Origin of the sequence: Pseudomonas sp. WS 5532, from assembly GCF_012985445.1 — a bacterium.
Classification (GTDB): domain Bacteria; phylum Pseudomonadota; class Gammaproteobacteria; order Pseudomonadales; family Pseudomonadaceae; genus Aquipseudomonas; species Aquipseudomonas edaphica.
Genome location: NZ_JAAQWK010000003.1, coordinates 218,671 through 241,922 on the forward strand (window position 1 = coordinate 218,671; position 23,252 = coordinate 241,922).

At 59.9% G+C, this 23,252-nt stretch carries 18 protein-coding genes and 1 pseudogene; 8 read left to right on the plus strand and 11 right to left on the minus strand.

Annotated elements, in window-relative coordinates:
- Positions 1-92: 92 nt before the first annotated feature.
- The 3 genes from HBO23_RS07675 (at position 93) to HBO23_RS07685 (ending at position 5,871) form a co-directional block, all read left to right on the plus strand.
- The gene (locus tag HBO23_RS07675; protein ID WP_170037431.1) at positions 93-3,608 is read left to right on the plus strand and encodes a hypothetical protein; all 3,516 of its coding nucleotides are present in this window, start codon (positions 93-95) and stop codon (positions 3,606-3,608) included.
- 212 nt (positions 3,609-3,820) lie between these two features.
- On the plus strand, positions 3,821-4,186 hold the full coding sequence (locus tag HBO23_RS07680; protein ID WP_170037434.1) for a response regulator: 366 nt from the start codon (positions 3,821-3,823) through the stop codon (positions 4,184-4,186).
- Positions 4,187-4,470: 284 nt separating this feature from the next.
- Positions 4,471-5,871, plus strand: coding sequence for a DUF1254 domain-containing protein (locus tag HBO23_RS07685; protein ID WP_099549738.1), 1,401 nt, complete (start codon positions 4,471-4,473; stop codon positions 5,869-5,871).
- 97 nt (positions 5,872-5,968) lie between these two features.
- Here HBO23_RS07685 and HBO23_RS07690 read toward each other — a convergent pair whose 3' ends face one another.
- Together HBO23_RS07690 and HBO23_RS07695 are read right to left on the minus strand one after the other, a co-directional pair.
- Positions 5,969-6,637 carry a DUF3313 domain-containing protein gene (locus tag HBO23_RS07690; RefSeq protein ID WP_099549737.1) on the minus strand — a complete coding sequence of 223 codons (669 nt, stop codon included), beginning with the start codon at positions 6,635-6,637 and terminating at the stop codon, positions 5,969-5,971.
- Between the two features lie 216 nt (positions 6,638-6,853).
- Complete coding sequence (locus HBO23_RS07695; RefSeq protein WP_170037437.1) at positions 6,854-7,852, minus strand: succinylglutamate desuccinylase/aspartoacylase family protein; 999 nt, start codon at positions 7,850-7,852, stop codon at positions 6,854-6,856.
- Between the two features lie 84 nt (positions 7,853-7,936).
- On the opposite strand from HBO23_RS07695, the pseudogene HBO23_RS07700 reads away from it, so the two are divergent.
- Positions 7,937-8,482: pseudogene (locus tag HBO23_RS07700) on the plus strand (TetR family transcriptional regulator C-terminal domain-containing protein); the annotation flags it as partial.
- Here HBO23_RS07700 and HBO23_RS33785 read toward each other — a convergent pair.
- From HBO23_RS33785 to lpxO, 6 genes are all read right to left on the minus strand, one after another.
- Entirely contained in the window at positions 8,438-9,436 is a 999-nt protein-coding gene (locus HBO23_RS33785; protein WP_186616871.1) for a DMT family transporter, read from the minus strand. The pseudogene HBO23_RS07700 and the gene HBO23_RS33785 sit on opposite strands and share 45 nt — an antisense overlap.
- A complete protein-coding gene (locus HBO23_RS07705) occupies positions 9,433-10,131 on the minus strand; it encodes an ABC transporter permease subunit (RefSeq protein WP_017138806.1) in 699 nt (232 codons plus the stop codon). Before HBO23_RS07705 ends, HBO23_RS33785 begins: the two co-directional genes overlap by 4 nt.
- A 7-nt stretch (positions 10,132-10,138) precedes the next feature.
- Positions 10,139-10,843, minus strand: a complete 705-nt coding sequence (locus tag HBO23_RS07710) for an ABC transporter permease subunit (protein ID WP_170037440.1) — start codon at positions 10,841-10,843, stop codon at positions 10,139-10,141.
- Positions 10,843-11,697, minus strand: coding sequence for a transporter substrate-binding domain-containing protein (locus tag HBO23_RS07715; RefSeq protein WP_170037443.1), 855 nt, complete (start codon positions 11,695-11,697; stop codon positions 10,843-10,845). Before HBO23_RS07715 ends, HBO23_RS07710 begins: the two co-directional genes overlap by 1 nt.
- 24 nt (positions 11,698-11,721) lie before the next feature.
- Positions 11,722-13,716 (minus strand): aminotransferase class I/II-fold pyridoxal phosphate-dependent enzyme, encoded by a 1,995-nt coding sequence (locus tag HBO23_RS34045; RefSeq protein ID WP_026013822.1) that lies wholly within the window; start codon positions 13,714-13,716, stop codon positions 11,722-11,724.
- 323 nt (positions 13,717-14,039) lie between these two features.
- The gene (gene lpxO / locus HBO23_RS07725; protein WP_017138809.1) at positions 14,040-14,939 is read right to left on the minus strand and encodes a lipid A hydroxylase LpxO; all 900 of its coding nucleotides are present in this window, start codon (positions 14,937-14,939) and stop codon (positions 14,040-14,042) included.
- Positions 14,940-15,302: 363 nt separating this feature from the next.
- Between lpxO and HBO23_RS07730 the strand changes: the two genes are divergently transcribed.
- Entirely contained in the window at positions 15,303-15,689 is a 387-nt protein-coding gene (locus HBO23_RS07730; RefSeq protein ID WP_017138810.1) for a TIGR03067 domain-containing protein, read from the plus strand.
- A gap of 141 nt (positions 15,690-15,830) precedes the next feature.
- Here the strand turns inward: HBO23_RS07730 and HBO23_RS07735 are convergent, their stop codons facing one another.
- Entirely contained in the window at positions 15,831-16,643 is an 813-nt protein-coding gene (locus HBO23_RS07735) for a class I SAM-dependent methyltransferase (RefSeq protein ID WP_017138811.1), read from the minus strand.
- A gap of 154 nt (positions 16,644-16,797) precedes the next feature.
- On the opposite strand from HBO23_RS07735, the gene HBO23_RS07740 reads away from it, so the two are divergent.
- The 3 genes from HBO23_RS07740 to HBO23_RS07750 all read left to right on the plus strand — a co-directional run bounded on the left by HBO23_RS07740 (position 16,798) and on the right by HBO23_RS07750 (position 21,245).
- Positions 16,798-18,036 (plus strand): MFS transporter, encoded by a 1,239-nt coding sequence (locus tag HBO23_RS07740; protein ID WP_170037754.1) that lies wholly within the window; start codon positions 16,798-16,800, stop codon positions 18,034-18,036.
- A gap of 142 nt (positions 18,037-18,178) precedes the next feature.
- A complete protein-coding gene (locus HBO23_RS07745) occupies positions 18,179-19,765 on the plus strand; it encodes an ABC-F family ATPase (protein WP_074854431.1) in 1,587 nt (528 codons plus the stop codon).
- A 304-nt stretch (positions 19,766-20,069) separates the two neighbouring features.
- Positions 20,070-21,245: an MFS transporter gene (locus HBO23_RS07750; RefSeq protein WP_170037446.1), complete on the plus strand. Its 1,176-nt coding sequence runs from the start codon at positions 20,070-20,072 to the stop codon at positions 21,243-21,245.
- On the opposite strand, the gene HBO23_RS07755 is transcribed toward HBO23_RS07750, so the two are convergent.
- Positions 21,239-22,276, minus strand: a complete 1,038-nt coding sequence (locus HBO23_RS07755; RefSeq protein ID WP_017138815.1) for a dienelactone hydrolase — start codon at positions 22,274-22,276, stop codon at positions 21,239-21,241. The genes HBO23_RS07750 and HBO23_RS07755 overlap by 7 nt on opposite strands.
- Positions 22,277-22,517: 241 nt before the next feature.
- Positions 22,518-23,129 (minus strand): FMN-dependent NADH-azoreductase, encoded by a 612-nt coding sequence (locus HBO23_RS07760; protein WP_017138816.1) that lies wholly within the window; start codon positions 23,127-23,129, stop codon positions 22,518-22,520.
- Positions 23,130-23,252: the final 123 nt, after the last annotated feature.

Consider the following 23,252-nt stretch of genomic DNA (forward strand, 5'->3'; position numbering starts at 1 on the left):
CGTAGGTGAAGGGTTGCGGCACTCAGGACAGCGCCTCACGAACACGGAAGATCTTTTGGAAGGCGTCTTTTTTGCCCCCCAAGGTACCCCCAATGAGCATAACCGCCCCTACCCGCACACTGGCAGACAACCCCAGCGCCTTTGTCGTCGAAGCTCCCGCGCCGGTTGCGCAAGACGCTTCACACACGTTCACTACGACCGCCTCAGATTCCCCACGCGCGGGTCAAACACCTGCCCCCGCCACCTTGCGCACACAACTGGCAGACCAGCAGAACCTGCGCAACCTGGCCGAGCAACTGCGCGGCATTGATACCCGGACGTATGGCAAGCCCGTTACCCCGGACAATGTCTCATTCGGGTTGAGCAATAGTCGTCTGACGCCCCATAAAGACTCGGCGTACGCCCACGTGCAGCCGGCAGCGCAAACCCTGGCGACAGTGATCACGCACTTGGGTTTTGAACTGCCGCGCACGGTCGATGAGATGGCGGCACTCGCGCAGAAACTGGAGCAAAAGGCCTTACAGCACCCCCTGGGTGATTTCGGTGGCGCTCTCACCTGGCCAATTCCCATGGCGAAGGCGGACCAGCACAGCATTCGCGCCTTCCTCAAATCCGACACAACAGGTTTGCCAGGTTTGCCGTTGCCACCCCATGGCAATGGCGTACTGACCTATCTGCTGAGCGGCAGTTCGGTCAGCCAAAGCGACTTGCAAGACCCGACCGTGACGATGCAAAAGCTGCTCGACTCGCCTAAGGCCCGAGCACTCGGCCTGGCTTTGCAGGCCCACCTGCAGGGCGCGGCCACGGACAACAGCCTCTACGACTACGTATTAGCGGCGATTCACCTGGGGCTCGACCCGGAGTCACTCAGGGCACCTGAGCGCAACAAAATCGCCGAATGGCCTTTGCATGCCCCTGATCACTGGGGGCAGCGACCCTCAGAGGTTACGGCGTGTTTGAGCCGCCATCTTGAGAAAAATGGCCGCGCCAATTCCAGCACGGTCAAACTCGCTACCCATCTGTTGCTGTCCAGGGTAGCGCCGCAGTTTCTGATTAAAGATATTCCCGACAGTGTAAAAATCGGCAGCGTGGCGTGGTTCAACCTGACGGTTGCGGCCGCGGCTATCGAAGCCGAGCGGCCAGGTACCGTCGCCAATATGACCTTTGCCGAGGTCATGTGCGATGCACAAAAATGTGCACCATCGGCTGCGAATGCGCACGCTCAGACCCGCGCACTGGTGGATTGGGGAGTCGCCAACGGTGTATTCGTTGCAAATGCAGAGGACAGCTATAGCCCCGAACGACTCAATACCCTCAAGGATGCATTCAACAGACAAGTCAGCAAGCGGTTGGTTGCCAGCCAGACATTGGACAAAGCACTACCCACGCGAGAAGGTATTGCGCGGACCAAGCTCATCGAGCGATTTGGCGACCTCGGAGCGCTTTTCGACTTGAAGGTGCTCGGTACAGACCCGTATCGCGGGGAGCCTGGTCAAGTCGGGCTGGGCGGCATGCATTCGCTATTGGACATCGCCATGATGGACATGCCGAATCTGCGCCCCTTTATGTCAACTGACCCGCGTATCCCATTGGAAGCCTTGAACAGTAACCCAAGGTTTGGCGTCCAGGAGGCGTTCGATCAGCAATTTGCACGCGCAATCGCTGATAAAAAGGACGCGGTCGCTACGACCGTTCAGCACATGATCTCCCAACTTCTCGTAGAGGACCGAGAAAAATTCGATTTCGGGAAGCTCGAGTTTTTTTATGAGCGCACATCCAGGCTGTCGACCGGCTTCTGGGGCAGCACGCCAGATAAAAATCAACCGGAACTGTTGGTCAAGGTTGAGCTGGAGGGGCAGATAACTACCTACGAAATCGACCTGAACCGCGGCACGATTGAAGAGGTGCCGCTGTCCAGGATCACGCAACCCAAGCCAATGATTGCCAACAGGGTATTTACCGTCAATCAGGTCAAGCTCGAGGGGGCAGACAGTCGTCTGAGCACGGAGCAACCGGTAAAGGACGGCCCCTTGGATAGCTTCAATAGCGAGCGCTCCCATCGCATAGGCACAGTATTTGCCGAACACCTTGAACTTGACGACCCCGCGATAAAAGAACAGGCGCGCGGCCAGACCACCCTGGATACATTGCAGGGCGGGCCAAAACCACTGAGTAATTTCCTGTTAAATCTGATTCCTTTCAGATCAGCTGTCATCAACTTCCAGAACGGCAACTATGGCGATGGAATATTCGACCTGACACTGGATATCTTCGGGTTCCTGAGTGCCGGTGCCGCCACCGCAGGAAAATTGATCAAGATAGGCGGCTCGGCTCTTTCCACGGGCGCCAAGGGGTTAAAGGCCGTCCAGATTATCGGCGCCTCCACGCTCGGCCTGCTCAACCCCGTGAGTGGTTTGGGTGATTTGGCGGTTGGAGGCCTCAAGCTATTGGGTAAAGGCGGCAATTACCTGTTGTCCAAAGGTGCCGATGCTATCAGCGCGCTCAAGGCAGCCAGTAATACCCACGGCATAGTGGCGACGGGGACCTTCAAACGTACAGGGCGGGTTGTTGAAGAGGCGGCGGTGTTTCAAAAGGGCAAGTGGTATAGCTATAACCCTGGCACGCAACAACCGTATGGTACCGGGCTCACCGATTTCAAACCTGTAACCGTCGCGGCCAATGGTGAAATAAACAACAACTTCATAGATTGGCTGGCCACTTATGTGGCTCCCGTACCACAGGCAACCGGAGATCAGTTCAGGCAAGCCTTACAGGCAGCGCAACAAAGCAACCCAGTTGCTTACGCTCGAGGTCTTTCCGGGGTTGTCGACGATATCCCGGGCTATCACTCGAGCATGAGGGTCTCGCAGATAAAAAGCTTGGCCGTCAGCAAGGCCGGGAATCCCGAAGCCATCGGCACATTGGCCAAAGAGATAGAAAAGCGCATGGCGATCCAGAGTCTTGAGAGCTTCAAGACGTTTGAAGCGGAAGTACTGGCCGAAGGTGGCAAGGCCTACATCATGCCGCAGAACTTCTATCTCAGCCAAACTGACCTGGCGTCCAATGGTGAGTGTGCAGCCCTGGTGAATACGATGGCGCTGGCCATTCTTAACAACCGCAGGGACGCCTTCATCAATAACTTTTTCAAAGCCGCCAGGAATGCTAACGACACCAAGGTTCGGGCCTTTCGCAAAGAGCTGAACGAAATGCATCAGGTGCTCCGCGAACAGTTTCACGGTATTCAACGCGTCAGCCAAGTGCCGTATACCGACGTTGCTGCGCGTTTAAGTACCGCAAGCCCTCCCACGCTCCTGAAGATCAGCACCCAGAACCATGGGCTTCTGGCGGGCGTCACGCTCGATAAAAACAACCAGAAGGAATGGTTTTTCTTTAATCCAAACTTCGGTCTTGCAACTTTTCCAAATGAAGCCTCAATGCGAAAAGGCTTGGAAGTCTCCTTGAACAGCGGGAAGACGGCGGGCACCCTTGATCCAGTGGCTGTGACCAAAGGTGTGCCGGAGTACCACATCAGCGAATTCAGTGATGGAGACTTTGTTATGACGGTGCCCTACAACAAACCGTATGCCCTGTTTAACACCACACTTTGACTTTCGCTTGCCCCCCTGGTGTCAATGGCCCGCTTGTAGCGTGTCATTGACGCATTGCCCGCTCAGCACACCGCCTCCATGCCACGCGACATTTGCCCCCTTTCCCTTCACAATGCCCCACCAATGGAACTTGCCGAGATGGCCGTGACTCAGTAGAGAACGGTCTTACAACCGACAGACACCTGCCCTTCCATTTTTCAGGAATTCCCCCTATGTGCGCTGCCCCCTCCACCATCCTTGTAGTCGAAGACGACGCCATCGTGCGCATGCTGATCGTCGATGTACTCGAAGAGTTGGAGTTCTCGGTGTTTGAGGCTGCAGACGCCGAAGAGGCCCTCAAGTTGGCTGAAGATGCCGACAAGCATATCGACCTGATGATGACCGATATGGGCCTGCCAGGCATGAGCGGCAAGGATCTGGCCACCCAAGTACGCGTGCTTCGCCCTAGCCTGCCGATCCTGTTCGCCAGCGGCTATGCCGAAAACATCGACGTACCCGCAGGTATGCAGGTAATTGCCAAGCCGTTCTCCATTGATCAACTGCGTGACAAGGTCAAATCGATGTTGCCTGCCGCTTGAGGGCACTGCCTCACAGGCAATGCCCACAACTGCGGCGCTCAAAACCGTGAACACCCCCACATCCACTGCATTCCCATCGACTGGGCACGGGCACGGCCTGGAAAGCCGGCAGTCATATCCTTGGCGCTTTTGACGAACCGCCATGGACAGTGGCACGCAAGGCCGACGGAGTCACTCAGTTCACGTTGTTTGCAGGGATTAACGTGACGTTCGGCCAATAAAACAGGAAACTCTGGGCTTTGATCCCACGCCCTCTAAAAAGCACTCAGGAAGGACGCAACAACATGATTGGAAAACCGACGCGTCTGCTGTTGGCGAGCCTCTCGATACTCATGAGCACCGGCGCCTGGGCCGATTTCACGGCGACCCCGACTGAAGCCCGGGCCATTGCCAAGGAAGCCTACCTGTATGGCTACCCGGTAGTGGAGATGTACAAGACGCTCTACACCCAGGCCGTTGATAAAGGCGGTGCCAACTACAAGGCACCGTTCAATCATATCGGCAACACCGCCCAGGTGTTCACACCCAGGGACACCGCATTCGTCACCCCGAACTCGGACACACCCTACTCTTTCGTGTGGATGGACCTGCGCAAAGAGCCGTTGGTGCTGACCCTGCCCAAGATTGAAGACAACCGTTACTACTCGGTGCAGTTGATCGATCTATACACCCAGAACATCGCCTACCTGGGCACCCGCAGCACCGGCAACAATGGTGGCCACTACATGATCGCCGGGCCGGACTGGAAAGGTCAGCAACCTGTCGACGTCGATCGCGTGATCTACAGCGAAAGCAACATTGCCTATGCGCTGTACCGCACGCAGCTGTTTGATGAAAAGGACTTGAACAAGGTCAAGCAGATCCAGAATGGCTACAAAGTGCAGCCGCTGAGTGCCTACGTGAAACAGCCTGCGCCGGCCAAAGTAGCGAAGATCGAATGGCCCAAACCCATGGCAACCATGACCGAAGGCCCGCAGCTGTTTCGCTACCTCAACTTCATGCTGGCCTTTGCCGCGCCTCAGGACAGCGAGAAAGACCTGATGACGCGCTTTGCCAGGATCGGTATCGCCCCCGGCGCGCCCTTCAAGGTCAAGGACCTGACCGCTGAACAGCGCAAAGCCCTGGAAGACGGGATTGCCGATGGCCGCGCTGAGTTCGCCGCGTTCAAGAAAGACAAAATCGACACTCACCAAGTCACCAGCAGCGACCTGTTCGGCAGCCGTGACCGCCTGAAAAACAACTACCTGTACCGCTATGCCGGCGCAAACATGGGGATTTTCGGCAACTCCACCGACGAAGCCATCTACATGAGCTACTTCGTCGACAGCGAAGGCAAACCGGCCAACGGCGCACGCCACAGCTACACCGTGCACTTTGCCAAGGACCAACTGCCACCGGCCGAAGCGTTCTGGTCGCTGACCATGTACGACGCCAAAACCAAGCTGCTGGCGCCCAACCTCAAGAAGCGCTACCTGATCAACTCAGCGATGCTGCCCAACCTCAAGCTGGACGCCGACGGTGGCCTGACCTTGGCCTTGCAGCATCACGAGCCGCCAAAGGCCGAACAGAGCAACTGGTTGCCGGCCCCGCCCGGTCCGTTTTACGCCGTACTGCGGATTTACCTGCCCAAGCCTGAGGTGGGGAATGGCCAATGGAAGCTGCCGCCACTGACCCCGCTTAAATAACGCTCGGGTGAAAGCAGCGTGCCCGTACGCAAGGGCGGGCACGCGCCTGAAGACATCAGGCCAACAAGGGTGCTTGCGCCCTTGCCACAGTTAGTAGTCAGGGCTTTTTGAGCTTCACAAAGGACTGATGCAAGTCCGACGCCCAGCCGTCAATCACGCTTTTTACGTCATCGGCCTTCATCACCTGCGAGTCGTTGGACAACGGCTTGCCGGTGCCTTTGCGCACCACCTGGGCAATTACTTTGCCGCTGCCACCGTCGAGGAACTGCGCTTCAGTGCCCAGGGTGGTTTCCTGGTCACGAATGCCGGTGCCGGTGCTCACTGCAGCAGCCACCAGCGCCACAGGGACATACTCGTAGGGCTTGAGACTTTCGGTCTTGCTGCTGACGGCGGTAATGGCCGCGCGCACCACGATCACACCTGGGCCTGGCGCGTTGGCCAGCGGCAGCGATTTGGCCAGCTCACGCTTGAGCGCCTGGTTGTAATAGGTGTTGATGCCGTTGAGGGTGCTGTCGGGAATTTTCGCGGTAGCTTGGGGCTTGGGGTAAAACTGCGTCGGTTCGATGAACACCGCCGTGAAGTTATTCAGACTCAGCTCGGGATCAACCCAACGCATCACCTCGGCCCCTGAAGGCGACTTCGCCTCTTTGAGGTGGCTGTAGTCCGCGAGAAAACCTGAATATTCGTCCGGTTGCGTTACCTTGCTGGCACAGCCGAGCATTGCGATTGCAACGCACAGCGTGCTGATCATTAGCCTTGATTTCATCATTGAACTCCCTGGCAGTCATCGTCGATGGTCCTGAACTGTAGGTATAGCCCACTTATCCATTGATCGAAGGCGACCTGGTTGCCGATTACGAGGGTAAATTGTGGGAGCGGGTTTGCTCGCGAATGCGGTGGGTCAGTCTACACGCCCTTCTCTAGATACTCCGCTTTCGCGAGCAAGCCCGCGCCCACAAGGGTTATGTGTAGGTCTGGGGATCTAAGGGTCCAGCACACCGCCGCTGTAGCTGTCCGACAACCGTGTGCCAGTGAATTTGGCCACCACCGCCCCCTGGGCCACCCGGCGCTCACGGTGGCGTGTCACCATGCGGCCGGTTTGCGCTGCCTGCAAAAACACTTCCGAAGACGGGTCGCCAGGGCAGCCTATAATGCGCGCGAAACGCTCGCCCTCTTCAACCAGGTCACCCAGGCTTTTTTCAAACACCAGCACGCCGGCACAGGGCGCGAGGACGGTTTCCATGCAGCCCATGTCCACCACTTCGCCCTGCCATTCGCTGATCGTGGCGACTTCATCAATCACGCCATTGATGCACAGCCACGCCCACAGCCCGTCGGCGTCTTGTTGCGCGAGCGCATCGCTGACATCGGCCTGCCCGCGCAATTCGACAGTCGCGGCCAAGCGCGGCGTGCCATGGTTGATGATGGTTTCTTCAAAAGAGCCGTCACCGCCTTCATCCCAGACAATCACCACCTCGACCTGCAACGCGGCCGCCAGTGCCAGGCCTTGTTCAGGCCAGAAACTGCGATGAATGTAAAGGTACGGCAAGGCCTCATCGTCGGTATGCAGGTCCAGCACCAGGTCGGCGTCGGACGCCAACTGCACTAAACTTTTTTGCCAGTGCGCCAGGTTGCTCGCCGGGCGTTCCATGGCCAGGGAATGATCGAAAGCACGGTTGAAATTCTGCCCGGTGGCCTCATGAAAACGCCCGAGCAATTTGCCCTGGCGAAACTGGCCAATGCCAAAGGGGTTGGCCTGGGGCACCACGGTCACACTGCCGCGCAGGCGGCCCTGGGCCTGGCATGCCTGCAAGCGCGGCAGCAGTTGGTGCAGCACCAGCATTCCGGCGATTTCATCGGCGTGTACACCCGCTTGCAGGTGCACCTTGGGGCCACTGCCGTCGCCTTCAAAGCGCCAGGCGCCGATGTGCAGTGTGTTGCCGGCATCGCCTGGCACCTGCCACGAAAGGTCTTTTGCCATGCCTTGCCCTCCTCTGATCATTTAATCGCTAGAGATTGAACACACGTTCAATTAACCTGAGCACCCTGGTCTTTTATCAAAGGCATGCCCGTGACCATCGACCCTCCCAAACTGCGCCGCGCCGACCCCGATGAACGCCGCGACTTATTGGTTGCCGCGACCCTTACCTGCCTGGCCCGTGACGGCCACGCCGGGATTTCCGTGCGCCGCATTGCCGCCGAAGCCGGCGTTTCGGTGGGTTTGCTCAACCACCATTTCGGCAGCATCGACGCATTGATCGCCGAGACTTACCACAAGCTCGCCAATGAGCTGACCAGCGCGTTATGGGCGCAAGTCGAGCTGGCCGAAGGCGCCGCTGCGCGCCTGGACGCGTTTCTTAGCGCGTCGTTTTCGCCACGGGTGATGGACCCCGACCTGCTCGGCGTGTGGGTGGTGTTCTGGAGCCTGATCCGCCACTCGCCCCACGTAAACCAGTCCCACGAAAACAGCTACCGCGCCTACCTGGCGCTGATCCAACAGCTGCTGGACGACCTGGCCCGCAGCGAAAACCTGCTGATCCACGACAGCCACCTGGCCGCCATTGGCCTATCGGCGATGCTCGACGGGCTCTGGCTCGAGGGGTGTCTGAACCCCGGTACTTTCAGCCCCGCCAACGGGCTGCACATCTGTCGTTGCTGGGTACAGGGGTTGCGTTACGGAGCATTCGGCGCCGACCACATCTTGTGATTCCGAGTGGCGGGCGCTGAGCATGGCCAGGGTGCCGCTGACCGCGATCAACACGGCGCCGATGATCAGCGACACATCCATTGACGTGCCCCAGATCAGGCTCGAAAGCAAAAACGCCCAGATCAACCCGGTGTATTCGAACGGCGCCAGCAAGGTCGCCGTGGCCCGGCGGAAACTCGCAAACAACAGGAACTGACCTATGCCGCCGACCAGACCTGCGGCCAGCATCCCCAACCAGGCGGGGGTCGGCGCTGGCGTGTGGGTCCAGGGCAAGGTCAGCGCCATACAACCCACGAACACCACATTGGTGATCAGCATCTGCTCCAGCACCGAGGTTGCCGGGTCGACCTGGCGCAGCTGGATATAGGTGAACGCCCAGCACAACGCGGCCGCCAGGGTCAGCGCGATAGGCATTGGATCGAGCATGTTGCTGGGGCGACAGGCGATCACCACACCCACAAACCCGATGATCAGCGCCACCCATTGCCCACGGCTGGCGCGCTCCTTGAGGATCAGCGCAGCCAGCAGCGTGACCATGACCGGCGCGGAGAAATACAAGGTGGTCATTTCCGCCAGGGTCAGGTCCTTGGCGGCGGTGTAATACAGCAACCACGCCAGCAGCGAGAGCAGCCCACGAATGATCAGCAGCTTGCGGCTCACCGAGCTCCACGCCCGACGCAACAAGCCCATGCGCCCGGCGATCACGCACGCACCGACCACCACCAGGCTGCGCCAGAACAGAATGCTGAACACCGAATAATCGGCCACCAGCCATTTGATCACCGCGTCCTGCAACGCCAGAAACGCGTAGGCCAATGAGCACAGGGCTATCCCTTGCAGCGCGCGGTCCTGTTTCATCCCGCCGACCTGCGCAGCGGCGTGCCGCGCCGTTCGGCGATGGCGTAGACGCCCTCGATGAGGAAGGTCAGGCACAGGTAAACACCGGCCACCAACAATAAGGGTTGATAGATCTGCAAGGTCTGCGCACGTACGACGTTAGCCGCGCCCAGCAGGTCGACCACGGCGATGGTCGATGCCAGCGCGGTGGATTTGAGCAGCATCACCGTCTCACCGGCCAAGGTCGGCAACAGCAGACGCATCGCCCGTGGCAAGCGCACCCGCAGCAGGGCCTGGCGCGGGGTCATGCCAAATGCCGAAGCGGCTTCCATCTCGCCCTTGGGCACCGCCAGCAGGCCACCGCGAATCACTTCACCGACGTAGGCGCCCACCGACAACACCAGGGCGAACACGATGTACCAGTAGCCGTCACGCAGGAACGGCCACAAAAAACTGCCCCGGATCATCGGGAACTGGGCAAACAGGCTGCCCAGGCCGTAGTAGAAAATGTAGATCTGGATCAGCAGCGGTGTACCGCGCAGCACACTGGTGTAGGCCAGCGCACCGCGCGCCAGCCATTTGCGCCGTGATAACCGCGCCAGGGCCACCAGCACCGCGAGGGCAAAACCGAGCACGGCGCTGATCAACAGCAATGACAAGGTGGTCTGCAAGCCCTTGGCGATCAGCCCGGCGTAGTAACTTATCCACTCAGGCATGCGCGCCTCACTCGACAACCGGCATCCAGCGACGAATACGTCGTTCCAGGCGTCCGGACAGGTAGTTGGAAGCCAGCGTCACCAGGTAATACAAGGCGGCGGCCGTGAGGTAGAACAGCAAGTAATGACGGGTGGAACCCGCCGCCTGCTTGGCGGTGTACAGCAGCTCATTGGTACCGACCACGCTGATCAAGGCACTGTCCTTGATCAAGTTGATCCACAGGTTGGACATCCCCGCCAGCGCATACGGCGCCATGATCGGCAAGGTCACCCGGCGAAACAGGCCAAAGCCGCTCAAGCCAAAGGCCCGCGCCGCTTCGATCTGGCCGTGGGGAATCGCCAGGATCGCCGCGCGGAAAATCTCTGACGCATAGGCGCCCTGTACCAGCCCTAATACCAGGATCGCCACCAACGGCCCGCTGATGTTGACCTGGGCAAAACCCAGCCACAGCATCAACGCGTTGAGGCCCATGGCGCCTGCGTAATACAGCAGCAGGATCAGCAGCAGTTCCGGCACCGCGCGAAACACCGTGGTGTACCCGCGCATCAACAGCGCAATCGGGCGCGGCGCACTGAGCTTGGCGCAGGCCACCACCAGGCCGATCAGCAAGCCCACGGCAAACGCGCCAACGGAGATTTGCAGGGTCATCCATAACCCTTTGAGCAGTGCGTTGCCCCATCCTTGGTCACCAAAGCTGAGGAGATCGAGCATTATTCGGTCTTCTGGGCGATTTGCTGATAGGGGCTGTCACAGGTCTTGCTCACAAAGGCCGGCGTGTCACCGCGCTTGCACGGGCTGACCGACAGGCCGAAATAGTGCTGGGACAAGTCGTCATAGTCCTTGCTCACCAGCAGTTCGCCGATGGCTTTGTCCAGGCGTGTCTTGAGCGCTGTGTCTTCCTTGCGCAAACCAGCGCCGACGCCACGCCCGATGATCGGGTCGTAGGGCACGCTGGCGATATGCGCCAGGCCGCTGGCTTCCGGGGTCTTGACCATCATGGCGATGGCGGTGTCGTCGGCCATCATGTAGTCGATACGCCCGGCGATCAGGTCGGCATTCGCCGATTCCTGGGTGTCGTAGTACTTGAGGTCAGCAATGTTCTCGTAGTACTTCTTCAGGTAGTTGGCGCTGACCGTGGAGATCTGCACGCCGATCAACTTGCCCTTGAGGCCTTCGGGGGTGATGTCCACCGTAGCGCCTTTGGGGCCTGCCACGCCCAGCAGTGAATCGTAATAGGCGCGGCTGAAGGCGATTTGTTTTTCACGTTCATCGGTGACCGACATCGAGGAGAAAATCACGTCGATTTTCTTCGCCAGCAACGACGGAATGATGCCGTCCCACGCCACTTCCTTGATCTGACATTCGGCTTTCATGCCTTCACACAGCTTGTGGATCAGGTCCACTTCAAAGCCCGACCACTGGCCGTTACCGCCTTTTACGGTGAACGGCGGATAGGGTTCGGCCGCCACCGCGAACACGATGGGTTTTTCTGCCGCCAGGGTAAAACCTGCGGTCAACATCAACACTGCACTGCCCAACCACGTTGCCATGCGTTTGCATTTCATGATTTGCCCCGTCTTTTTCTGGAGTTAGCGAGTTTGATGCGCGTTGACGAACTGTCGGCAACGCTCACTGCGTGGGTCGAGGAACACCGCGTCCGGCGTGCCGGTTTCTTCGATCAAGCCTTGGTGCAGAAAAGCCACTTTGGAGGACACATCCCGGGCGAAGGCCATTTCATGGGTGACCAGGATCATGGTGCGGCCTTCTTCGGCCAGGGAGCGGATCACACGCAGCACTTCGCCCACCAGTTCGGGGTCGAGGGCTGAGGTGGGTTCGTCGAACAGCATGACTTTGGGGCGCATGGCCAACGCGCGGGCAATCGCCACACGCTGCTGTTGGCCGCCGGACAGGAACGCCGGGAATTCATTGCGTTTGGCGGCCAGGCCAACGCGGTCGAGCAAGGCTTCGGCGCGCTCGATGGCCTCGGCACGGCTTTCGCGCAGCACCTGGGTGGGCGCTTCGATAAGGTTTTCGAGGACGGTGCGGTGCGGCCACAGGTTGAAGTTCTGGAACACCATGCCCAGGGTCGAGCGGATGCGTACCAATTGCTTGGCATCGGCCACCAGCGGCGCGCCGGGCATGCCGTAGTTGAGCTTGATGCTTTCACCGTCGACATGGATGCTGCCCTGGTCGGGCACTTCAAGCATGTTGATGCAGCGCAGCAAGGTGCTTTTGCCTGAGCCGCTGGCGCCGATCAGCGAAATCACCTCACCTTCGTTGGCCGTGAGCGAGATGCCTTTGAGCACTTCGATATTGCCGAAGCGCTTGTGCAGGTCGATCACCTCAATCATCTTGCGCGCTTCGACAGGCGGCAGCACGTCGATCTCAGGCGTCGGCGCCACACGCGGCTCGCCCGCAAGCTTGGCGACGAACCTGGCGATACGCTGGCAGGCTTCGGCCAGGCGTGCTTCGCCCAAGGTGAACGACAGCCGCACAAACCCTTGCGCCGGCTCGCCAAACGCCGCGGCATCCAGCACCGAAACACCCGCCTCGCGGAACAGGCGCCAGGCAAAATCCAATGAGCCCAAACCCGTGCCGCGCACGTCCACCAGCACAAACATCCCGGCTTGCGGCGCTTGTACCTTGATGCCGGGGCACGCACTCAGGCCGGCCACGACCAGGTCACGGCGGCGCCGGTAGATGTCGCGCATGCCCACCGTCACTTCGTCATGGGCCAGCACGGCTGCTGTGGCGGCTTCCATCACAAAACCCGGCAGGCCGTAGAGCATGCTCAGCACCAGGGTTTCGGCGTGGGCGATCATTTCCGGCGAGGCGATCAACCAGCCGGTTCGCCAGCCGGTCATGGCGTGGGATTTGGACAGGCTGCCAATCACGATGCAGCGCTCGGCCATGCCGGGTAACGCGGCGAGGCTGTGGTATTGGCCGTCAAACACCAGGCTTTCGTAGACCTCATCCACCACCACCCACAGGTCGTGGGCGGTGGCCAGGTCGGCTATCGCTTGCAGTTCCTGCGGGTTGAGCACCACGCCGGTGGGGTTATTGGGGTTGGAGAAGAAGATGGCACGGCTGCGCGGGGTGATGGCGGCAGCCAGGCGTTGTGCATCCAGGCGAAACCCGGACTCCGGCGAGCACGGTACGCGCACCAGGGTGGCGCCGCTGGCTTTGAGCGTGGCTTCGTAGGTGACGTACATCGGGTCGAGCACCAGCACTTCATCACCGGCTTGCAGCAGGCACAGGGAACTGATGAACAACGCGTTCTGTGCGCCGGGCACGATGATCACGTTGTCGGCGTTTAGTGAGCGTGCCAGGGTCTTGCTGTAGCGCGCCGCCACAGCCTCGCGCAGGGCGGCGCGGCCGGGGATTTCGGTGTAGTGCGTGTCACCGCTGTGCAATGCGCTGACTGCGGCTTCGGTGATGAAGGCCGGCGTGGCGAAATCGGGGTCGCCGACGCTGAGGATGATGATGTCTTCGCCCTGGCTGGCAGCCTGGAACGCGGCGTGGTGGATGTCCCAGGCGGCGACGCCCTGCCCTGCAATTCGTTCGACGAAGGGGGAAAACCGCATGCCAGAGCCTCTCGTTCAAGAAGAAAAAGCGCGAACCCGGTTGTGTGAAAACGGGTGGATGCGGTCAACATAGTGCAAACTGAACAGTCGTTCAATGGGTATGTTTGAGGGGGTGTCGTTTATCGAGTGAACAGGTCGTGAATAACATTTGCGGGGGGAGTTTGAGTGTGGCGGATGAGTGCATACCCGTTATTGGGGTAACGGCGGCTAAGGGTTGCGCCCTGACGGCGGTTCACCTTGGCAACAGCAGAGCTGCACGCGATCAAATGTGGGGGCTGGCTTGTCGAGCCAGCTCCCACACTTGGAGCAGCAGGCAGATCAGATCAGATCAGGATAAAAATCAGCGCCAACCCAGCGAAAATCGCCCATTTTTCCAGGTAATACCGCGCACGATTACGCTTTTTCAGTTCCTTGCCACGCAAACGAATCTTGTACAACCGCGTAAACGCGCGGTTCAAACCACCGGTCTTGTCACCCTCATCATTAGGCGAACCCGCAGCCGCCATTACATTACGACTGAACCAACGGTTAAACGCCGCCGCCCAGCGGTACTTCATCGGGCGCTCAATGTCACAGAACAGAATGATGCGGTTCTGCTGCGTAGTGTTTTCCGCGTAGTGAATGTAAGTCTCGTCAAACATCACCGGCTCACCGTCCCGCCAGTAGTAACTCTCGCCATCCACATTGATGTAGCAACCCGGATCGTTCGGCGTGTCCAAGCCCAGGTGGTAACGATAAGAGCCTGCATACGGGTCACGGTGGCGCACCAGCTTGGAGCCCGGCGGCAGCTCGGCAAACATCGCCGCCTTGATCGAGCCAATGCCTTGCACCAGCTCAGTGGTACGCGGGCACAGCTTCATCGCCGAAGGGTGACTGTCGCCGTACCACTTAAGGTAAAAGCGCTTCCAGCCCGACTTGAAAAACGAGTTGAAACCCACGTCATTGTATTGGTCCGAGCGCTTGATCTCGCCCGCGCGCATCAGGTTCTGACCTTCCTGGCGGATTTCCTCCCAGTGCTCCTGCAGCGGGCTCAGGTCCGGAAAGTCGCTGGGCGACAGAAACGGACGGCTTGGCTGCCTGGAAAACAAGTAGAGGAAACAGTTGATCGGCGCAAGGAACGTCGAGTGATCGCTAAGCTGGCGACCCAGCTTGTGTCGCACTCTGCCACGCAGGTGAACATACGCAATGGAGGCAACGTAGAGAACAACAATGATGAGTTTCAAGGGATTCGTCACAAGTTAGAAGAGAACAGGCTGCTCCTGCATGCCCACAACGGCCGAGGATAAATAAGCAGCACCTGAAATCACGATTACATAGTGGCGGCTGGCCGGACGAGTCACTTCCTAAACCACGCCTTAGACCTTTATTTAGCCACAGTTTGTAACCAAAGGTTAACTAAGAATTGTGAAAAGCTGTCTACGCAACGCGTAGGACTCACGTGCGCCTGCCTGGATGCAAGCCCAGAGTGAGGCTATTTACAGCGCAGGCGGTTGCGCTGGCAACCCACAAAAAACTCGGCACCCAACCAGGTTCAATCCCCTTTCAGTTATCATCGCGCCAATCAATCTCCAGCAAAAGGAACTTGCATGAAACTTCAACCAGACCCGGACTTCACCGCGCTTCAGGGCGCCTGGGAGCAGACTTCCCTGGAAGACAGCGGCGTACTCAACCCTGCGGACGCACACAGCGCGCCAGGCGCCATTACCACGATTGAGGGTGATCAGTTCGAAGTCCGAACCGTCGCTGGCAACGTATTGCTGGCTGGCCGGTTTTCCCTGGACAGCAGCACCACGCCCAAACGTATTACCTGGGTAGATTCCATGGGCGATGACGCCGGCAAAGCGTTACCCGCCAGTTATCGCCTCGAAGGCGATAATTTTGTGTTTATCGCAGCGGATGAAGGCATGCCCCGCCCAACGGTCTTCAGCACCGGGCCAGGGCAAACCATGCGCGCCTTCGTGCGCCGCACCTGAAAACCGCATGCCATCCGAAACGCCGACATGCTTTTCACACGGTGTTTACTTCCTGGCCTTTAGCGTAAGGCCACCTACTCCAGTGAATCACTTGGCCCGCCTCTTCTCTCGCGGGCCTTTTTTTGTGCGCGAAAAACCCGCTCAAACAGCGCGCTTGATGGCCGTCAGGGTGAAACACAACGGCAATTGGGCCGACTGGTGCTCGTACTGGTCATACAGCTCCTCGCGGTTGGAGTGCGGATACTCCTGCAGATGCTCGATCTGCAAGTGCGCCGCAATCGCCGCGGTGACGACGCTGCCCAGGGTATGCACATACCAGTAGGACGTCGGCCCAGGCACCTCTGTCAGCCCTTCATACACAATTGACGCCTGCAACACGAACGGATCGCGTTGAAAATACGAGCTGTCGGGCAAAAACGGGTTGCTGGCCTGAGGGTCGAAGACTTCCAGGAAAGGGTGAGTCTCGTAGATCACCAGGGTGCCGCCGGGCTTGAGGGTACTGGCCACGTGCTGCATGAACAGCGCCACATCCGGCATCCAGCCGAGTACGCCAATCGTCACCAAGGCAATATCGAACCGGCCAAGCAAACGCTCAGGCAGGTGATGGATATCGGCTTCGATGAATTGCGGGTTATGCGGGGAAATATCAGCCAACTCCCGAGCTTGCGCCAGAAAGGCTGTCGATTGATCGACACCCACCACCTCGCGCGCGCCCAGGCCAAACAGCGACAGGCTTTCACGCCCGTTGTTACAGCCGACTTGCACCACCGACTTGCCGGCAACGCCGACAGTTTGCAACAACGCGGTGATGGTGGGATCGAGGCAGGAAAAAGCCGGCTCAACGACTGATTGCAGCAAGGTATTCCAGGTCGCAGTATCTTTGTGCAGCGCGGCAGAGGCGTCCCAGGCGGCCTTATTATCGGCGATTGCCTGTTGGGCTGAGGGCATGTCCATTGCGTCTCCAGGGAGTCATTTCAGCGGGCTACGGAAAATAATCCAAACGCCCGTCAGATGAAACCCTCAGCGGCAGCGAAACTTCTGTTCAGGCCCACGGGTCACTAGCCCAATGAGTGTCCAGCCCCTGAACACCCTTTGCGAAGACAACGCCGTGGCCAATCACTCTGACTTGCGTAATACCTTGTCCCTGGACAGCCTCAATTTTTTCCTGGCCGATGTGCGCGACGGCCTCGGGCCTTACCTGGCGATTTACCTGCTGGCCGTGCACAAATGGGACCCGGCCAGCATCGGCGTGGTCATGACCCTGGCGGGCATCGCCGCACTGGTCACCCAAGGCCCGGCGGGCGCGCTGATCGACCGCACACGCAGCAAGCGCGCGGTGATTGCGGCGGCTGCCATCCTGGTGACCATCAGTTGCCTGATGCTGCCATTTGTCAGCGCCTTCAGTTGGGTGGCCTTGACCCAGGCCGCCAGTGCCGTGGCCGCCTCGGTGTTTGCACCGGCCATATCGGCCATTTCCCTCGGAATTACCGGGCCACGCGCCTTCACCCGCCGAACGGGGCGCAACGAAACCTTCAACCACGCCGGCAATGCTGTGGCAGCGCTGCTGGCCGGCGGCCTGGCGTACCTGTACGGCCCGGTGGTGGTGTTTTACTTGATGGCCTTTATGGCGCTGGCCAGTATCGTGGCCGTGAGCTGTGTGTCGGCCGAGGCGATTGACCATGAAGTCGCCAGGGGCTTTGACCCGGCCCACCAAAGCGATCACGAACAACCGTCCGGTGTGAAAGTCCTGCTGGCCAACCGGCCGCTGCTGGTATTCGCCATCTGCTGCGCCCTCTTCCACCTGGCCAATGCGGCGATGCTGCCGTTGGTCAGCCAGAAGCTTGCGCAGATCAACTTGCAAATGGCTACGCCGCTGACCTCGGCGTGCATCGTCGCCGCGCAGTTGGTGATGGTGCCGATGGCCTGGCTGGTGGGGCTCAAGGCCGATGTGTGGGGGCGCAAACCGTTGCTGCTCGCAGGTTTCCTGATCCTGCCACTGCGCGGCGTGCTCTACACCTTGTCCAGTGATCCTTACTGGCTGGTGGCGGTACAGATGCTCGACGGCATCGGCGCGGGGATCTTTGGCGCGCTGTTCCCGGTGATCGTCAAGGACCTGACCCAGGGCACCGGGCGTTTTAATGTGAGCCTTGGCGCGCTGTCCACGGTGTTTGGCCTGGGTGCGGCGTTGAGTAGCAGCCTGGCCGGTTTCGTGGTGCAACAGGCCGGCTACAACGCGGCATTCCTGACCCTGGCAGGCGTGGCGGCCGTGGCCTTGGCGCTGTTATGGCTGGCGATGCCGGAGACCTTGGAGAAACCATCGTTCGCCTGCCATACAACTGTCGCCTGACATATGCGACAATGCGCGCCAAATTCCAACACACAGCCAAAATTTTCTGCTCAGCGACCGGGTTTCGCGCCTTGATGTCGCTGTTGACGCATGCCTGAAGGCTCCTGCCGCCACGCTCGCAACTCATTGATAGGTAAAGTAATTGATCTCCACAGCTAACATCACCATGCAGTTCGGCGCCAAGCCGCTCTTCGAGAACGTCTCGGTCAAATTCGGCGCCGGCAACCGTTATGGTTTGATCGGTGCCAACGGTTGCGGCAAGTCGACCTTCATGAAAATCCTCGGCGGCGACCTCGAGCCGTCCGGCGGCCAGGTCATGCTGGAGCCAAACGTGCGCCTGGGTAAACTGCGCCAGGACCAGTTCGCCTACGAAGAATTCACCGTACTCGACACCGTGATCATGGGCCACGAAGAGCTGTGGCGGGTCAAGGCTGAGCGTGACCGCATCTACTCGCTGCCGGAAATGAGCGAAGAAGACGGCATGGCCGTTGCCGAGCTCGAAACCGAATTCGCCGAAATGGACGGCTACACCGCCGAATCCCGCGCCGGTGAACTGCTGCTGGGCCTGGGTATTCCGCTGGAGCAGCACTTTGGCCCGATGAGCGAAGTCTCGCCAGGCTGGAAACTGCGCGTATTGCTGGCCCAGGCGCTGTTCTCCGATCCTGAAGTGCTGTTGCTCGACGAACCGACCAACCACTTGGACATCAACACCATCCGCTGGCTGGAAAACATCCTGACCCAGCGTTCCAGCCTGATGATCATCATCTCTCACGACCGTCACTTCCTGAACAGCGTGTGCACCCACATGGCTGACCTGGACTACGGCGAGCTGCGCCTGTTCCCGGGCAACTACGACGAGTACATGACCGTGGCGACCCAGTCCCGCGAGCAGCTGCTGTCGGACAACGCCAAGAAGAAGGCGCAGATCTCCGAACTGCAATCCTTCGTCAGCCGCTTCTCGGCCAACGCCTCGAAAGCCAAGCAAGCCACGTCCCGCGCCAAGGCGATCGACAAGATCCAGCTGGCCGAGGTCAAGCCGTCGAGCCGTGTGAGCCCGTTCATCCGTTTCGAGCAGAACAAGAAGCTGCACCGCCAGGCTGTGATGGTCGAAAAAATGGCCAAGGGCTTCGACGGCAAGCCGCTGTTCAAGGACTTCAGCTTCCAGGTTGAAGCCGGCGAGCGCGTGGCGATCATCGGCCCGAACGGTATCGGCAAGACCACCCTGCTGCGCACCCTGGTCAACGAACTGACCCCGGACGCCGGCAGCATCAAGTGGACCGACGCCGCAGAGCTGGGCTACTACGCCCAGGACCACGCCCATGACTTCGAAGACGACGTGACCCTGTTCGACTGGATGGGCCAGTGGACCCAAGGCGAGCAGATGATCCGTGGCACCCTGGGCCGCATGCTGTTCTCCAACGACGAGATCCAGAAGTCGGTGAAGGTGATTTCCGGTGGTGAGCAAGGCCGCATGCTGTTCGGCAAGCTGATCCTGCAAAAGCCGAACGTGCTGATCATGGACGAACCCACCAACCACTTGGACATGGAATCCATTGAAGCGCTGAACCTGGCGCTGGAAAACTACCCGGGCACGCTGATCTTCGTCAGCCACGACCGTGAGTTCGTATCGTCCCTGGCCACCCGCATCATCGAGTTGAGCGCCACCGGCGTGATCGACTTCAGCGGCACCTATGACGACTACCTGCGCAGCCAAGGCGTGGTGTTCTAAGCACCCGCGGCTAGCCGGCTTGCTGTGGCGAACCCGCTTGCTGTGGCGAGCAGGCTTGCCCTGCGCTGGGCTGCGAAGCAGCCCCAATAAAAAACACCGCGTTCTGCCAGGCAAAACGCGGTGTTTGGTTTTAGGGCCGCTGCGCAGCCCAGCGCAGGGCAAGCCTGCTCGCCACATCGAGCCTGTTCACCACAATAGAGCGGCTTATGATGACGGGCCTCTTCAGCAAAACCCGTTAGCCAGCTTCCTTTTCCCCCACGCCCTTGCCATCATGCCCTCACCGCCCGCCCGCGAATGAGTGACCATGCCTGCCGCCGCCCCCAGCTCCCTGTCGATCACCCTGCAGATCGTCTCCATTGTCTTCTACACCTTTATCGCGTTTATCTGCATCGGCCTGCCGATTGCGGTGATCCCAGGCTATGTGCATGAACAACTGGGCTTCAGCGCCGTAGTCGCCGGGGTCACCATCGGCTCGCAATACCTGGCCACCCTGCTCAGCCGCCCGATGGCTGGGCGCATGTCGGATAACGTCGGCACCAAACGCGCCATTGTGTTGGGTTTGGCCGGCATCCTGGTCAGTGGCGTGCTGACACTTATCGCAACCTTGCTTGAAAGCATCCCCGCCGTGAGCCTTGGGGTGTTGATCGTCGGCAGGTTGTTGCTCGGCGTGGCCCAAGGCCTGATCGGCGTTGGCACCATCAGCTGGTGCATGGGCGCGGTCGGTGCCGAACACACGGCGCGCTCGATCTCCTGGAATGGCATCGCGTCCTACGGCGCCATCGCGATTGGCGCGCCGCTGGGCGTGGTGATGGTGGCCGATTATGGCTACACCAGCCTGGGCATCGCGCTGTCCGTGTTGGCCGCCTTGGGCCTGGTGTTGATCCGCAATAAACCGTCGGTGCCGGTGGTGCGTGGCGAGCGGCTGCCGTTCTGGTCGGTGTTCGGGCGCATCGCGCCGTTTGGCGCCAGCCTGTGCCTGGCGTCTATCGGCTACGGCACGCTGACCACCTTTATCACCCTGTATTACCTCAACCGTGGCTGGGTCGGTGCGGCGTACTGCCTGACGGTGTTTGGCGTGTGTTTTATCTTGTCGCGCCTGGTGTTTATCTCCGCCATCAGCCGCTTCGGCGGGTTCAGCGCGGCGATTGCCTGCATGACCATCGAGACCGTCGGCCTGACCCTGTTGTGGCTGGCGCCCTCCACCGGTGTGGCGCTGATCGGCGCCGGGCTGACCGGCTTCGGTTTGTCGCTGGTGTACCCGGCGCTCGGCGTGGAGGCCATCAAGCAAGTGCCCAACAGCAGCCGGGGGGCGGGGCTGAGTGCGTATGCGGTGTTTTTTGATCTGGCCCTGGCGATTGCCGGGCCATTGATGGGCGCCGTGGCACTGAACCTCGGCTATGGCTGGATCTTCTTCTGCGCCGCGCTGCTGTCGGTCACGGCCCTGTGCCTGACCGTGCAGCTCAAGCGCCGCGCTTACTGATCAGCGGTCTGCAAACCGGCGCGGGTCGACTGACCCAGGGTATGCACGAAGAAGCGCCCCGCCTCCGAGATCAGGTCGCGGTGGATGCCTTCGCGGTCGACACCGTCGGCATCCGTGCAAATCGCCGGCATGGCCAGCAGTTGGTCGCTGTCACACGGCGCCATGAACACAAAGTGCCCGGCCCCGGCCAATAGTTTGAAATCCGGCGGCTGCGGCAGTTTGCGCGCCAGGGCAGCGGCGTTCTTGTCCACGGCCACCAGCTTGTCGCCGTCGCCACTGTAGAGCAGCACCGGCACGTGCACATCGGCCAACGTGTGGCGGCCAAACATCAGGCTCAACGGCGCCATCAGCATCAAGGCGTGAATACGCGGGTCGGCTTGCGGCTGCAGGTCTTCACGGTCGACCACCAGCTCACCTTTGGTGGTGCAGGCGTCGCGGTCTTCCGGGCGCTCCTGGCAATAGCGGCGCAGGCGGTCGAAATCCGGCTTGGCACCGGCCAGGATCAGCGCGGTTTCGCCGCCGGCGGAATAACCGATAACCCCCACTTGGTCGACATTGACGAACGGCGACAGCATCGTGTCGCCCAGGGTCGCGGTAATGGCTGCGGAAATCTGAATCGGCCGCCCGTACAAGTTGCTCACCGTGCCCAGGCGGCTGTGATCCTTGTAGTTGTCGCCGGGATGCAGCACGGCTACCACTACAAACCCCTTGCGCGCCAGGGAAGTGGCCAGGTCGTGCAGCGCCAGCGGTGTACCGGTGTTGCCGTGGGACAACATCAGCATCGGGAAACGCCCGATGGCCACTTTGGAATCCTGGGTGGCAGCCACGTGGTAGGGCCCCAACTGCGTGGAATGCTCGTCATCGGTGGACGGATAGAACGCGATGGCGTTCATCGGCTGCTGATCCAGCGGGTCGAGAAAACTCATGCGATGAAAGCCCACACTCCAATGCGGGTGCGGCGCCGGGGCGGCGTGCACTGAAATCAGGCCACCGAGCAGGGAAAGAACCAAAACAGCACAAAGACGCATCATGGGGATGTCCACCTTTGCTGCGCGACCACGTTCAACACCCGCGGCATGTCGGTTTGAAAAGTCCATGGGCCAAGGCACTCGCTCCGGGTGATAAACCCATGCGTGCATAACCTGGGCCAAAGTAATGACAGCGGGTAAACGAAAAAACTCCGTACTCCGGTCGCGTTCAGGCGATCAGAATACAGAGTTTAGGCGCCCCGGTTCAGATTGGAACCGAACAGAGGCGAACTTTACACAAGCCTTACGCGGCGGCGAACAATTGTTCGTTGATCACTACGTTGGCGTCGCTCAAGGCCTTGCTGCGAACTTCTTCACCGTACGCCAGGCCTTGGGCGCGGACAAATTCGATATCAGTGATGCCGAGGAAGCCAAACACCAGTTTCAAGTAATCCTCGTGCCCCACATTGCTCGCCTGGCCCGCATGCAGACCGCCAGCGGTGGAAACAATGATCAGCTTCTTGCCGCCGCACAGGCCTTCAGGGCCGGCTTCGGTGTAACGGAAGGTTTGGCCGGCCACGGCAATACGGTCGATCCAGGCCTTGAGCTGGGACGGCACCGAGAAGTTGTACATCGGCGCACCGATGACTACAGCGTCGGCGGCGATGAATTCAGCCAGGGACGTAGCGCTCAGTTCGGCCTCGTGTTTTTGTACGGCGTCGCGCAATTCGGCAGCGGTGCCCAGGGCGCCCAGGGTCAGGCCGGAAAAGTGGCTGATGCCTTCGGCAGCCAAGTCACGATAGGTCACTTCCACACCTGGCTCAGCCGCTTGCCAGGCCTTGACCACACCAGCGCTGAGCTGACGCGAAGCCGAGTTGTCGCCGAGGATGCTGGAATCGATATGCAACAGTTTCATGCGGGTTCTCCAAGTGAGGATCGCGGCTGGGCGATCGAATGAAGTTAATCCTACACATGAACCCAATAGTCGATTAGACGGCACAAATGTGATTGTTCGTCCTGCCAGCAGGACAATCAGCTC